Raw genomic sequence first — 13,482 nt, forward strand, 5'->3', positions numbered from 1 at the left:
CCGCAGCGTGCGTCGCTAGAATAAGGCCGTCAAGCTGAAGGAGGGCGACAATGGCGGATCAACGCGTGGGAATTCTGGTGTTCCCCGATGTTCAGCAACTCGATCTGACAGGCCCCTTCGAGGTATTCGCCTCAACACCCGGCCTTTCGGTCGAACTCGTCGGCAAGTCGACGCAGCCCCTGCGAAGTGCGAGCGGCCTGATCCTCGCTCCCGACCAGACGCTGGCGTCAGCGTTGCCGTATGATGTGATCTGCGTGCCGGGCGGCGTCGGCGTCAACGCCCTCCTGGACGACCAGTCAATACTCACTTTCCTTCGCGCGCAGGCCGAGACCGCCCGCTTCGTCACCTCGGTCTGCACGGGCTCGCTGGTCCTGGGGGCCGCCGGACTGCTTACCGGTCGACAGGCGACCACGCATTGGGCCAGCCACGACCTGCTGGCCGCCTTCGGCGCCAGACCGACGGCGGCGCGGGTCGTGCGCGACGGCAAGTTCTTCACCGGCGGCGGCGTCACGGCCGGTATCGACATGGCGCTTACCGTCGTGGCCGAGATCTTCGACCAGGCAACGGCCGAGGCTGTGCAACTGGCGCTGGAATATGCGCCAGCCCCACCCTTCGGCGCCGGCCATCCCACGAGCGCGCCGCCCGCCGTCCTGGCCCGCGTGCGCGAGCGCGGCAAGGCCGTCCGGCTGGCACGCGAAGCCATCATCTCTCGCCTTGGCGCCCCTCGCTAAGCCTCGATTACGGACGCTTGCTCCTTCAAGGTGCCCTTTTTACCACCTTGAAGGACATGGAGCGGTGGAGGGCGACGTCCTGAATGCTGATACCGCACACGGGCTTCTCTGCCGCTTGCTCGACTTCGGCCGCCGGCACGTCTCCCGTCGAGAAGCTGAGCCTGGTCGAAGGCCGTCTCAGGCGGCAAGGACCCCCAGCCGGCCGCATATCTCCTTAAGCGTGGCCTCGAGGCGCGGCAGGCCGCCAAAACGCAGGCCCAGCGCCGTCAGCCTGCCGCTGTCCATCTCGATGAAGGCGTCGTCCACCTGCTCGCCCGGCAGCGGGCCGCGCGCACCGGTCATGGACTGGACGATCGCCACAATCTCCCGCGTGGAGACCATGCGGTCGCTGCAGTTGAAACACTGGCCCCCCACACACGCCGTCGGCTGCTCGAGCAGGAGAGCGACCGCCCGCGCCACGTCCGCTGCGTGTACCTCGCTGGCCCGCCCCACGGGCACGACATCACCGGCGATGGCCGCCTTGACGAGCCCCAGCCATTTGGTGCGCTCGAACGGCTCGGCGATGCCGTAGACCCCGGTCGGACGGAGCACGGTCACGGGCCAGCCATCTTCCCTCGCGAACGCCCGCGCGAAGCCCTCCAGCGCCAGCTTCAGGGCGCCATAATGGGTCTCGGGCCATGCCGGATGCCGTTCGTCGAGCCGGCCGGCCCATGACCTTTGGCCATAGACCGCCCGGCTGGAGAGCAGGATGGCGCGCCCTACCCCTTCCCTACGTGCGGCCTCCAGCAAAGCGAGGCTCCCCATAAGATTGGTCCTAAGAAAGCCCGTGAGATCCTGGCCCTGCCCGCCACGATAGCGACCGGGTTCATGCTGGAAGGCCGCATGCACAAGGGCGTCGGTGCCATGGAGAAAAGTCCTGGGCGGCGTGGCGCCAAGATCGCCTTCGACAATGAGGGCGGGTCGCGGCAAGGGAGCCACCCGCGCGCCTGGACGGAGCAGGAGGACGAGATCGTGCCCCTGGCCCTGCAACTCCCGGGCAATATATTGCCCGACCAGGCCCGTGGCCCCGGTCAGCGCGACGCGCACGCCGCTTCACCGCCGAAAGGTGTGGGCAGGTCAGCCGGCAGGCTGCCGCCGCCATCCAGCCGCTGCCAGAGATCGATCAGGGGACCTAGGAGATGCCGCTTGGGATGCGACGCCGCCCAGGGCTTCTCATACTGGTAGTGAAGGATCTTCAAAGCCGGCCAGTGCCAGAGTTGGGGCAGGTTGAAGAAGACATACTGCAAGACGTTGAACGTATAGGGCAGCCCGTGCCAGTCCGGATACCAGGCCTCGAGGAAGGTTTGGTCGGTCCGTCGCCAGAAGGCTCCGGGCGCATCCAGGGTGGCCAGCATGTGATCGTACTCGCGCGGGTTCGGCCGCATGACGAAGACGCCTGAGTTCAGTCGCCCGACATCACTCAGTTGCTCGTAAATGTTCGGGGCCCCGACAAAGGCCGGATAGGCAAACAGCCGGTCGACATTGCGCAGCACGAGCGCGTCCGCATCGATGAAGACGATCTTTTGATAGCGTTCCAGCCGCCAGAGGGAGAGCTTGCAGAAATTGTCCAATGGATCGTGGAAGAGCGGCTTCTCGCCTTTGCTGAAGGGGGCGGCCGCGTGCAAGGAGGGCCTGGCATGGCGGGCCCTGAAGTCTGCGGAGACGGCCGGCTGGCGCACCCTCTCGACCAAGCAGCCCTCGCGCAGCAACGGCTCGAGATCGGGGACAGACTCCGTTGCCAGCACCAGAAGCGGGCGCGTGGCTCCAGCCTGCCGAAGCGAGCGGGCCAGGGCGCGCGCGCCCCTCGCATAATCGGCATTGGTCACCAGCGTCGCATAGACTTCGCACATGAGCCGCGCTTCAGGCCCCGACCACCCTGAGACGTCGGCGCTCCGGGTCGCGATCCAAAAGAAGCGAGCGTTCGGCGGTCCAGCCGGAGACGCAGGGAATGCGCGCCCGATCGATGCGATGGGCAAAGCGCCTGGCGACGTCGACGATCTCGGCAAGCAGCCCCGCCTCCAGCGTCGTCGGCTCGAGGCCCAGGCGAAGGAATTGCTCGTTTCTGACGACGAGGTCGTTCTCCTCGGCCTCATTGCGCGGATTGGGCAGATGCACGACCTCGCCACCCACCATGCCGGCCACGATAGCGGCCAGGTCGCGCACGCGATGGCTCTCGGTCATCTGGTTGAAGATCTGTACCCTGCCGCCTGCGGTCGGCGGATTGTTCAGGGCGATCTCGATGCATCGGACCGAATCCTGGATATGGATGAAGGCCCGCGTCTGGCCGCCCTGACCATGCACGGTCAAAGGATAATTGATCGCTGCCTGCACCAAAAAGCGATTGAGCACCGTGCCGTAATCGCCATCATAATCGAAGCGATTAACCAATTGCGGATGCCGCTTTGTCTCCTCGGTGTTCGTTCCCCAGACGATGCCCTGGTGCAGATCGGTGATCCTGAGCTTGTCATTCTTGGCGTAGAACTGGAAGAGGAGCTGATCCAGGCATTTGGTCATGTGGTAGATGCTGCCTGGATTGGCCGGATAGAGGATCTCCTTCTCGGCCGGCTGACCCTCCGCGTCCAGGACACCCACCTTCAGATACCCCTCGGGGATGGCCGCCCCCATCGTGTCGTAGCCATAGACGCCCATCGTGCCCAGATGGACCAGATGCGCATCCAGCTTGAGGGCCGTTATGGCGTTCAGGACATTGTGGGTGGCATTGACGTTGTTGTTGACCGTGTAGCCCTTATGGCGATCGGTCTTCATCGAATAGGGCGCTGCCCGCTGCTCGGCGAAATGGACGATCGCCTCGGGACGAAACTCGGCCAGCCAGATCTTGAAGCGCTCATACTCGCTGGCGATGTCGATCAACTGAAAGCCGAGCTGCCGCCCGGTCTGCTCTTTCCAGATACGGATACGCTCCTGAATCGAATCCATGGGGGTGAGCGACTGCACGCCCAGCTCCGCATCGATCCAGCGCCGGCTCAGATTGTCGACGATATGGATATCGTGGCCCCGCGCTGAAAGATGCAGAGTTGTCGGCCAACCGACGAAGCCGTCGCCACCTAGAACCGCTATCCGCATGCCTTCACCCTCCAAGCCGACGCGCCGCCTTTCGCAAGGTCTTATCCGTCCTTTAGTTGTAATCCGCGGCAGCACCGCGACAAGCTGCCGTCCTGTGCGCTGCTGGATTGTGCCGCAGGATCGATACGGGCCGCCCCATAGGCCGAGCCCGATCTTGGATCATCGCCGTCCGCACCAAGCGGCGCAAGTCACGAAAGCTTGCTAGGCGACCGCGGTCACGTCGACTTAGACTGCATCGTTGGGTCAACGCGTCCAATGACGAAGACCAGGGCCAAGCGCCGGCTTCCAGCTGCTCTAGGCTACCGTCCGGATGCGGGCATCGTCCTCGCGGTCCGCCCGATCGGTCTGATAAGCCATGGTCTGGACGATATTCTCGACCGCCACACAGACGTTCTCGAGAATGTCGGCGATATTGGCGAAGACGATCCACGCTGAGCCGCGATGCCCACCGCCAGCACGCCGTCAGCACCGAGCCCAACCTTACCCGCCACATACAGGAAGCGCTTGGTCCCCCATCGCCAAGCTATAGGCGCTGGGGACCGCCCGATCCGGCGAGTTCTTGACGCTGATCGCTATCATTGACGATTCCTTGCAAGGTTTCGCCGGATCGTCATGCAAGAAGGCGGCCGTCATCTCCAGGACGACCGCCAACTCCGAGTCAAGGATGACGGAGAGCCCTGCGGAGGCTCCCGGGAGTGCTAGAACTCCAGCAGATTGTCGCGGAAGTGGTCGTGCGCCCATTCACGACGCATCAACCCTTGACGCTGCAAGGCGGGCACCAAGCCGTCGGTGATTTCGGACAGTGAGCGGCGGCTGGTATTGGACTGCGTGACGAGAAAGCCATCGCCGCCCACTTCCGCCATCGCCTCCCCCATGCGCCGTGCGATCTGCTCGGGCGTTCCGACAAGTTCCAGCGACCGATCGCCGGTATCCTCGTTCATCGCCTGACGCAAAGTGCGGTTGCCGGCCTTTTGCTTGAACTCATCAAGCGATTGCTGGTGACCATTGGTCTTAAGCTCGAGCGCGCTGACCGGCGTGTCCAGATCCATCTTACCAAAATCGATATTGGTGATCTTGCCGAGAAAGGCCAGGCGCTGCTCCACCTTCTCCGACTGGCGCTCCAGGCGCCGCTGCCGCAAACGCTGCGCCTCCTCCTCGGTCTCGCCGATCGTGGGCGAGATCAGGAAGAGTACCTTGATCGTGTCGGGATCACGGCCCTGCGCCTTGGCCCGCGCCCTCACGTCCTCGCGATAGGCCTTCATGGCCTCGATGCCGTAGGTGGCGGCGATGATCGTGTCGGCGTGACGCGAGGCGAATTGCCGCCCACGCGGCGAGCCGCCGGCCTGGGCGATCACCGGACGCCCCTGCACGCAAGGCCCGGAATTGAGAGGCCCACGCGACTTGTAGTACTGGCCAGCATAATCGATGGCATGCACCTTCGCCGGATCGATGAGCACGCCGCTCTCGGGATCGGCGACGATGGCGCCGGGCTCGAAGGAATCCCAGAGCCCGTTCACGACCTCCATATATTCATCGGCCATGTCGTAGCGCTGATCGTGCGGCGGCATGCCATCCAGGCCGAAATTGCGGGCGGCGAAGTCCGAACTGCCGGTCACCATGTTCCAGCCGGCCCGGCCCTGCGAGACCTGATCCAGGGTCGCCACGAGACGAGCCAGGAGATAGGGCGGATAGGCGAAGGTCGCCAGCGTCGGCACGATGCCGATCCGCCGCGTGGCGGCCATCATCAGGCTGGCCACCACCGAGGGATCCTGGCGCGGCACTGAGAGGCCATTCTTCAGATAGATGTCGCGCGACCCACCGAAACTCTCGCCCACATAGCTCGAATCCTCGAGCAGCACGTAGTCGAAGCAGGCCTTCTCCAGGAGCTTGGCGACGTCGACGAAGAAATCGGGGACCATCCACTCCTTGCCGATATTGCCCGACCAGGGCTCACCCCAGGCCTGCACGCTGGAGCCGGCCAGAAACCAGCCGAGATGGAAACGCTTGTCCGCCATCGAAATCGCTCCTTCGCTGCCGGCCGCCCGCGCTCTTCCAGGAAAAGCAGCTTGACGACCTGTGATCAGCCTCGATAGTGGATTTAGAGTCAACTCCAAGTCAAGTGTCATCGCCGCGCTTCGACCGAAGGGAAACCGATGTCAGATCATGACGCCGTCGTCGCGCACGTTGCGGCCACACGCTTTCCATTCGCCGGCCAGACCACATGGCCCGAGGATTATGTGACGATCGTCAATGTCCCCGAGCCCAAGCGCGCCATCCCGTTCGCCGACGGCTATCACTATCCCGACATCGCGATCGTCGATTCGACCGGCCGCCTGCGCGAGGCGGGCGAAGTGCTGATGACCGTCGATCCGGCGGCGACCGCATCGCTCAAGGCCGTCTCCGAAGCGACCGACACCGACACGCCGACCCATGTCCGCCATTTCTTCGTCTACGTTCCGGCGGGCATGGAGGCGGCGGCGCAAAAGCTCCTGGACGATGCCGCCATTTCCTATGCCGGCGTCCGCAGCTTCGTCTGTACGGCTGAGGGCAGCATCAAGATCCTGCCCTTCGTCACCGCCGGCAGCCAATTCGACAACCAGGCGACCTGACGCAGCCGCGCTGCCTCAATCCTTGTAGTCGGGCTGCTCGCGGTCGAGCTTGCGGCGCAGCGCCTGCCAGGGCAGCCAGCCCTTGCTGGCATCGCTGGTGAACTGAAGGCTGGCCCGGGCAACCGTCGATTCGCCCGGCATGACCAGCTTCACGCCACCCGACTGGGCGGCGAGCTGGATACGGCAGGCCTGCTCCAGATAATACATCCAGTAGAACGCTTCGGCGATCGTGCGGCCGACGGTGAGGAGACCATGGTTGCGCAGGATCAGGCAGGGCTTGTCGCCGAGGTCCCTGGCCAGCCGCTCGCGCTCGGAGAGATTGTCGCTGTCAGCAATCCCCTCGTAATCGTGGATCGCGACCTTGCCGTGGAACTCCATGCTCATCTGGTTCAAGGGCAATATGCCCTGATCCTGCGCCGCCACCGCCATCCCAGCCAAAGTATGGGTGTGCATGACGCAATGCGCATCGGGACGGCCCAGGTGAATGGCCGAATGGATGACGAAGCCGGCGGGGTTGACCGGCCAGCTGGTCTCTTGGGCCGGCTCGCCGCCCGCATCGACGACAACCAGCGAGCTTGCGGTGATTTCCTCGAAGAGAAGCCCGTAGGGATTGACGAGAAAGCGGTGATCAGGCCCCGGCAATCGCGCCGAAAGATGCGTGTAGACGAGGTCGGTCATGCCGAAGATCGCGAAGAGCCGATAGGCGGCCGCCAGGTCTTCGCGCAGCTCGATCTCGGTCGGGCGACGGTCGGGATCGGGTTTTCTCGGGGGCTTCAGCAACGGCTTCATCCTTCCATTTCGTCGAGGGGCATGCGCCAAGGGGTGGCAAAGGGGTCGTCACGCTCGCTCCGGACCCGGTTGATGGGCGCCGTTGGGTCAAGGTAGCCCACCGCCATGCCGCAGACGAGATCCCAGTCGGGCGGAACACCGAGGAAGGTCTTCACCGCACCCGCATGCATGGCCCAGTCGGCCTGCGGGCAGGTATCGATCCCGGCCTCACGCAACAACAGCATGACGGTCTACAGGAAGATACCCAGATCCAACCATTGATAGCGACCGAAAGCGGCCGGCATCAGGAAGAAAAGGCCTTGCGGCGCGCCGAAAAACTGGAAGTTCTCGTCGATCCAGGCCGCCCGCGCCGCCCGATCATCTCGGGCGATCCCGAGTGCCCCGTAGAGAAGTGCGCCGTTCCGCAGCCGGCGCTCCTGGTAGGTCGCCGGCAGGCTTGCGGGATAGAAGTCATGCGCCAGGGGCTCACCCGCGGGCTCGGCGACGCGACGCTCGCGCATCAATGCCTTGAGCATCGCCAGCCGTTCGCCCGCGACGAATTCGACCGACCAGGGCTGCAGATTGCCGCCCGAGGGTGCGCGTGCCGCCTGTCGCACGATCGACCGCAGCCTCTCACCCTCGACAGGCTGGTCGAGGAAGGCGCGCACCGAGTGGCGGCCATTGACGGCGGCGGTCACGCTGCTCATGCGCTGCCGCCCTTCCCGTTCCGGACCAAGCCGCGCAGTATCACCGCGAGATGGGCCGAGCCAGCCTTCAGCATGTCTTCCGCCGCCAGAGTCTCCGAGGCGATGAAGCGGCTGAAATTCCATGTCGTGATACCGACGATGAGGTCGGCCAGGACGACGGGATCCACGTCGGGTGCGAGCCGGCCGCGCTCCTGATAGGTCCTAAGCAGCGTCACGTATTGCCGCTTGATCAAGAGGTTCAAGCGCCCGCCCGCCCTTTGCGCCTTGCCGGCCGGCTCCAGATATTGCGCCGCCAGGATCGCGCGCCAGCATCCCTTGGAGAGGTGCTGCAACGCCTGCTCCGCCAGCAGGCGTTCGAAGGCGTTGATGCCGATAAAGGGATCATCTGGCGGGTTGCGCACCATGCGGCGCCTGGCCGGTAGGGCCGTGCGCACATGCCGGAGCGCCAGCTCCATCAAAAGATTGGGTTTGGTGGCAAAGTAATTATAGACGGTAGCGGGTGCCACCGAGGCAATCTCGGCGATCTCCTCGATATGCGTCGCCTCATATCCATTGCGGGCGAAGAGCAGGTCGGCTGCGTCCAGGACCTGTGCCACACGCCTTTGTCGATGCTTCGCTCGTAGATTGACCCCAGCCATGCCTTCACCCTTGGTCTTGCCCGTGCCGGCGGTCAGCCGCCGATCTATATTTCTACTGAACTCCAAATATGGAGTTGACGCTAGAGCTATGCGCCGCGCAGAGTATGAGTACAAGGCGTGATCGGATGGGATCGAGACGACCGTCCGTGGATCTTCGAATGTCGCCTTCCCTACTCGCTATTTGCTTGAAGAGTGCGCATGAGTCTAAGGCTGATCGACAATCCGCCGCCCTGGCCGAATGGCGCCCGCTGCGCCGTCTGCTTCTCCTTCGATTTCGACGCGGAAAGTCTGCTCCACCTCTATTATCCGGCCGATTCGCGCCGCCGCATCAGCCTTTCCTCGTCCCTCCGCTATGGCGCGAACGTCGCGATCCCCCGCCTGGTCCAGATCTGGCGCCATTTCGGCATGCGCCAGACGGTCTTTGTGCCGGGTTGGTGCATCGAGACCTATCCCAAGGCGATCGAAGCACTCCTGGCCGACGGCCATGAGATCGCCCACCACGGCTGGCTGCACGAACGGCCAAATCAGCTCTCGCGCGACGACGAGGGTCTCGTTCTCATCCGCGGCATCGAGGCCATCATCGCCGCGACAGGGGCGCGCCCTAAGGGCTATCGCTGTCCGTCGGGTGCGTTTTCCGAATACACGCTCGACCTGCTGCTGGCCGAGAACTTCGCCTACGACGCCTCGCTTGGCGGCGACGACGTTCCCTATCGCATCGAAGGCGAGACGGGCTCGCTCCTGGAGCTGCCATCGGATCACGCGCTCGATGACTGGCCGCAATATGTCAACATGAAGGAATTCAACATGGGCATGACGATCCAGTCGCCGGCACGGGCGATGGACGTCTTTCGTGCCGAATTCGATGCGGCGCACGCCCATGGCGGCCTCTGGGCGGCGATCTGGCATCCCTTCGTCTCCGGCCGGCTCGCCAGGGCCGAGGCCATGGTCGAGCTCATCCAGCACATGCAGGCGAAGGGTGGTGTCTGGTTCGCGACGCTAGCCGAGATCGCGGCCCATATCGAGGAGGTCACCGCCAAGGGCCTCTGGACGCCGCGTCGCGAGACCCTCCCCTTCTGGCCGGAACCGGTGCCGCAACTCGTCGTGCCGAGCCGCTAGCAATCTTTCCTCGTCGCACCCTGGCCCTTAGGAGCTGGCCCATGAACTCTCGTTGCCGTGGATGGCTGGCCGCAGCCCTCCTTGTGTCGCTCTGTCCGCCGGTCGCCGACGCGGCGTCGCTGCCGGCCGAGATCGCCTCCAGCAAGACCCTGCGCCTGGCACTCGAGCCCAGCTACCCGCCGCTCGAGATGCGCGATACCAAGACCAACGAGTTGACGGGATTCGACGTCGAACTGGCAACGGCGATCGCCAGCGATCTCGGCCTCAAGATCGAATGGCAGACGAGCGCCTTCGAACAGCTCACGCCATCGCTGCAATCCGGTCGCGCCGACATGATCATGAGCGGCTTCTACGACATTCCCAAGCGCCGGGGCATGTTCGACTTCGTCGATTATCTGAAGGCGGGCGCGCAGTTCTACACGCTGGCCGCGAGCAAGGAGCTGAAGACGGTCAGCGACCTCTGCGGCAAGACGGTGACGACCACGCGCGGCACCAGCTTCCCCGAAACGATCAAGGCGCTGAGCGACAAGAGTTGTGCCGGCAAGGAGCCGATCACCGTCATCGTCGACACCGATCTTGGCCAGCAATTGAGCAATCTCAAGCAGGGACGCGCCGATGCCGCCGTACAGGGCCTGGAGGCCGTGCCGACGATCGTCGCCCAGGATCCCGGCATGTACCGGCCGATGGGCGAGCCCTTCTCCTCGACCCTCATGGGCATGGCGTTCAGCAAGGATAATCCGGGCCTGCGCGACGCCTTCCAGGAGGGCCTGAAGAAGGTCATCGCCGATGGCCGCTATGACGCCCTGATCGCCAAATGGAAGCTCGACCTCAGCAGCTACAAGGAGGCCACCGTCAACCTCGGTCCGGCGCCATGACGCAGGCGGAGGGCCGCGCCGCGGCGGGCCTGTGCGTCTCGGATGGCGATGTCGGCATCGACGATACCGACATCGCGCGCCTGCGCCATGTCCGGCCGCGCCATTATGGCCGCATCCTGGCGGTGCTGCTGATCGTCCTCTTCGCGGGCTTTCTCATCAAATCCTTCGCGGAGGGCCAGATCGACTGGCCGGAGGTCGGCAATTACCTCACCTGGCCGACCATCCTCATGGGCGTCGTCAACACCGTCTGGCTCTCGATCGCCAGCATGGCGATCGGCATCGCCCTGGGTGTTGCCTGCGCCATCGCCCGCAACTCGCCCAACCCCGTCGTGCGCAGCGCCGCGATCTTCTATGCTTGGTTCTTTCGTGGCACGCCCGTCATCCTCCAGCTCCTGATCTGGTTCAACCTGGCTCTGGTCTTTCCCCGCCTGGGTATCGCCGGTGTCTGGGACGTCAGGACGGTGACGGTCATCACGCCGGCCGTGGCGGCACTCTTGGGCTTCGGTCTGAACGAGGGCGCCTATGTCTCCGAGATCGTCCGGGCCGGCCTCCTCTCCGTCGATCGCGGCCAGTACGAGGCAGCCCGCTCGATCGGCATGCGCGAAATGAAGGCGCTCCGGCGTATCATCCTGCCGCAGGCCATGCGCGTCGTCGTGCCACCGCTCGGCAACGAGTTCATAGGCCTCATCAAGATGACCTCGCTTGCAAGCATCGTCGGCTTCAACGACGTGCTCCGCAGCGCCCAGGACGTCTATTACACCAACACCAAGGTGATCGAGCTCCTGATTGTGGCCGCCATATGGTATCTCATCGTCGTCTCCGTCCTCTCCTTCGGCCAGGGCTTCATCGAGCGCCGCTTCGGCCGTGGCTTTAGCGGGAGCGGCCGGCGTTGACGGCGCCGATCGTCGCCGCCCGCAAGGTGGGCAAGCTCTTTGGCGAGATGGCGGCCCTCGTCGACGTGACGCTGGACGTCATGCCAAAGGAGGTCGTCTGCATCATCGGCCCCTCCGGTTCGGGCAAGACGACGTTCCTGCGCTGCATCAACCAGCTCGAGCGCATTAATTCCGGTGCGCTCTGGGTGAACGGTGAACTCAACGGCTTTCGCCGCCAAGGCGATTTGTTGCACCCGCTAGGCGAGGCCGAGATCGCCCGCCAGCGACGCGTGACGGGCATGGTCTTTCAGCGCTTCAATCTCTTTCCTCACATGACCGCCCTCGAGAACATCATCGAGGGGCCAGTGCACGTCCTGAGGCGGCCACCAGACGAGGCGCGCGAGGAAGCCAGAGCCCTGTTGGCAAGGGTGGGGCTGGCCGACAAGCAAAGCAGTTTTCCAGCCGAACTTTCCGGCGGCCAGCAGCAGCGTGTGGCGATCGCCCGCTCGCTGGCGATGCGCCCGAAGCTCATGCTCTTCGACGAGCCGACCTCGGCCCTCGATCCCGAGCTGGTGGGCGAGGTCCTGGCCGTCATGCGCGACCTTGCAAGCAGCGGCATGACCATGATCGTCGTTACGCACGAGCTGGAATTCGCCCGTGACGTTGGCGACCGTATCGTCTTCATGGACAAAGGCCGCGTCGTCGAGACCGGCCCTGCCGCCCAGTTGATGGCAAGCCCACGGGCTGCCCGCACCCAGGAGTTCCTCCGTCGGGTCCTGACCCGCGGCTGAACCTTTCAAAATCCGGAGATTTTGTCGATGCCCGTCGTCGTCGATACCGCGCGTTTCCTGGCCGATCTGCATGAGCTTCGCCAGATCGGCACGTATAAGACCGGCGTGCACCGGCCGACCTATTCCAAGGAGGACATGGACTCCCGTCGCTGGCTGATGACGAAGATGGCCGAGATCGGCCTTGAGCCCGAGATGGACGGAATCGGCAACGTCATCGGCCGCCACCCCGGCCCGGGCCCGCATCTCCTGGTCGGCAGTCATATCGAGACACAGAACCAGGCGGGCTGGCTGGACGGCGCGCTGGGCGTCGTCGCGGCACTGGCCCTGGCACGGAGCGGCCTGCCCGTCGATGTGGCCGCCTATGTCGACGAGGAGGGCCATTTCGATGTCGGCTTCCTCGGCAGCCGCTCCTTGATCGGCGATCTCACCGAGGCCGATCTCGACAAAGCGCGCAACCGGACCGACGGGACGCCGCTTCGCCAGGCGCTGCGGGCGGCGGGCCTCTCGGGAGAACCCCGCTTCCGCCTCGATCCCACGCGCTACAAGGGCGCCTACGAGTTGCATATCGAGCAGGGCACGCAGCTGGAGCGCGAGGGGCTGCGCGCCGGGGTCGTCACCGGCATCGTCGCGATCTGGCAGTTCGCCATCCGTATCGTCGGCCAGCAGGATCACGCCGGGGGCACGACGATGGCCGAGCGCAAGGATGCGGGTCTGGCGGCGGTTCGCCTCCTGGCAGCGATCGATCGGGAGTTTCCCAAGGTCTGCGGCCGGCGCTCCACCTGGACCACGGGTCGGATCACGCTCAGCCCCGGCGCGCCCTCGATCATCCCGGGCGAGGCGAACATCCTCTTCCAGTTCCGCGACGTCGAGATGGCCGTTCTCGAGCGCATGGAGGAGTGCCTCGTCCGCCTCGTTCAGGAGAGCAATCGCAACGAGCGGACCGAGGCCTTCCTCGAGGTCATCGACAAGGCCATCCCGGCCGTCTGCGACCCCGCCATGATGACGGCCCTCGAGGCCGCCGCCCGCGAGCATGCCCCGGACGCCTGGCAGTTCATGCCAAGCGGCGCCGGGCATGATTCGCAAAATCTCGCCCGCATCATGCCGGCCGCCATGCTGTTCACCCCGAGTATCGGCGGGATCAGCCATCACTGGGCCGAGGACACCAAGGAAGAGGATCTGGCGCTCTGCTGCCAGATCCTGGCGACGGCGGCCGAACGGTTCCTGGCTGGCTGACGAGGCCCGCGCCGCCTGA

The 13,482-nt window shown here is 64.7% G+C and carries 16 protein-coding genes; 8 read left to right on the forward strand and 8 right to left on the reverse strand.

All coding sequences use genetic code 11. The annotated features are described in order from the left end of the window. Positions 1–50 precede the first annotated feature (50 nt). Entirely contained in the window at positions 51–731 is a 681-nt protein-coding gene (locus CFB17_RS16120) for a DJ-1/PfpI family protein (RefSeq protein ID WP_088562609.1), read from the forward strand. Positions 732–908: 177 nt separating this feature from the next. Here CFB17_RS16120 and CFB17_RS16125 read toward each other — a convergent pair whose 3' ends face one another. The 3 genes from CFB17_RS16125 to CFB17_RS16135 are packed head-to-tail and all read right to left on the reverse strand — an operon-like array spanning position 909 to position 3,854. Further along, positions 909–1,817, reverse strand: coding sequence for an NAD-dependent epimerase/dehydratase family protein (locus CFB17_RS16125; RefSeq protein WP_088562610.1), 909 nt, complete (start codon positions 1,815–1,817; stop codon positions 909–911). Continuing rightward, positions 1,802–2,620, reverse strand: coding sequence for a glycosyltransferase (locus CFB17_RS16130; RefSeq protein WP_088562611.1), 819 nt, complete (start codon positions 2,618–2,620; stop codon positions 1,802–1,804). The genes CFB17_RS16125 and CFB17_RS16130 overlap by 16 nt, the downstream gene beginning before the upstream one ends. 10 nt (positions 2,621–2,630) lie before the next feature. Next, the gene (locus CFB17_RS16135; protein ID WP_088562665.1) at positions 2,631–3,854 is read right to left on the reverse strand and encodes an NAD-dependent epimerase/dehydratase family protein; all 1,224 of its coding nucleotides are present in this window, start codon (positions 3,852–3,854) and stop codon (positions 2,631–2,633) included. A gap of 255 nt (positions 3,855–4,109) precedes the next feature. On the opposite strand from CFB17_RS16135, the gene CFB17_RS16140 reads away from it, so the two are divergent. Next, positions 4,110–4,289, forward strand: coding sequence for a hypothetical protein (locus CFB17_RS16140; protein WP_088562612.1), 180 nt, complete (start codon positions 4,110–4,112; stop codon positions 4,287–4,289). 263 nt (positions 4,290–4,552) lie between these two features. Here CFB17_RS16140 and CFB17_RS16145 read toward each other — a convergent pair whose 3' ends face one another. After that, positions 4,553–5,869, reverse strand: coding sequence for an NtaA/DmoA family FMN-dependent monooxygenase (locus tag CFB17_RS16145; protein ID WP_088562613.1), 1,317 nt, complete (start codon positions 5,867–5,869; stop codon positions 4,553–4,555). A 138-nt stretch (positions 5,870–6,007) separates the two neighbouring features. Between CFB17_RS16145 and CFB17_RS16150 the strand changes: the two genes are divergently transcribed. Further along, positions 6,008–6,463, forward strand: a complete 456-nt coding sequence (locus CFB17_RS16150; protein ID WP_088562614.1) for a hypothetical protein — start codon at positions 6,008–6,010, stop codon at positions 6,461–6,463. Positions 6,464–6,478: 15 nt separating this feature from the next. Here CFB17_RS16150 and CFB17_RS16155 read toward each other — a convergent pair whose 3' ends face one another. From CFB17_RS16155 to CFB17_RS16165, 4 genes are read right to left on the reverse strand one after another with little or no spacing between them, the layout of a single operon-like run. Continuing rightward, positions 6,479–7,252, reverse strand: a complete 774-nt coding sequence (locus CFB17_RS16155; protein WP_088562615.1) for a class II aldolase/adducin family protein — start codon at positions 7,250–7,252, stop codon at positions 6,479–6,481. Then, positions 7,249–7,476, reverse strand: a complete 228-nt coding sequence (locus tag CFB17_RS20095; RefSeq protein ID WP_207762137.1) for a nitroreductase family protein — start codon at positions 7,474–7,476, stop codon at positions 7,249–7,251. The genes CFB17_RS16155 and CFB17_RS20095 overlap by 4 nt, the downstream gene beginning before the upstream one ends. Positions 7,477–7,482: 6 nt before the next feature. Next, positions 7,483–7,938, reverse strand: coding sequence for a nitroreductase family protein (locus CFB17_RS16160; protein WP_207762138.1), 456 nt, complete (start codon positions 7,936–7,938; stop codon positions 7,483–7,485). Next, positions 7,935–8,576 (reverse strand): TetR/AcrR family transcriptional regulator, encoded by a 642-nt coding sequence (locus CFB17_RS16165; protein WP_088562666.1) that lies wholly within the window; start codon positions 8,574–8,576, stop codon positions 7,935–7,937. The genes CFB17_RS16160 and CFB17_RS16165 overlap by 4 nt, the downstream gene beginning before the upstream one ends. A gap of 198 nt (positions 8,577–8,774) precedes the next feature. On the opposite strand from CFB17_RS16165, the gene CFB17_RS16170 reads away from it, so the two are divergent. From CFB17_RS16170 to CFB17_RS16190, 5 genes are read left to right on the forward strand one after another with little or no spacing between them, the layout of a single operon-like run. After that, on the forward strand, positions 8,775–9,692 hold the full coding sequence (locus tag CFB17_RS16170) for a polysaccharide deacetylase family protein (RefSeq protein ID WP_088562616.1): 918 nt from the start codon (positions 8,775–8,777) through the stop codon (positions 9,690–9,692). A 41-nt stretch (positions 9,693–9,733) separates the two neighbouring features. Continuing rightward, positions 9,734–10,567: an ABC transporter substrate-binding protein gene (locus CFB17_RS16175; protein WP_088562617.1), complete on the forward strand. Its 834-nt coding sequence runs from the start codon at positions 9,734–9,736 to the stop codon at positions 10,565–10,567. After that, positions 10,564–11,460, forward strand: a complete 897-nt coding sequence (locus CFB17_RS16180; protein ID WP_088562618.1) for an amino acid ABC transporter permease — start codon at positions 10,564–10,566, stop codon at positions 11,458–11,460. The genes CFB17_RS16175 and CFB17_RS16180 overlap by 4 nt, the downstream gene beginning before the upstream one ends. A gap of 47 nt (positions 11,461–11,507) precedes the next feature. Beyond that, positions 11,508–12,230 carry an amino acid ABC transporter ATP-binding protein gene (locus tag CFB17_RS16185; RefSeq protein ID WP_088562667.1) on the forward strand — a complete coding sequence of 241 codons (723 nt, stop codon included), beginning with the start codon at positions 11,508–11,510 and terminating at the stop codon, positions 12,228–12,230. Positions 12,231–12,257: 27 nt separating this feature from the next. Further along, positions 12,258–13,463, forward strand: a complete 1,206-nt coding sequence (locus CFB17_RS16190) for a Zn-dependent hydrolase (RefSeq protein ID WP_088562668.1) — start codon at positions 12,258–12,260, stop codon at positions 13,461–13,463. Positions 13,464–13,482: the final 19 nt, after the last annotated feature.

It is taken from the genome of Arboricoccus pini, from assembly GCF_900187945.1.
In the GTDB taxonomy this organism is placed as follows: domain Bacteria; phylum Pseudomonadota; class Alphaproteobacteria; order Geminicoccales; family Geminicoccaceae; genus Arboricoccus; species Arboricoccus pini.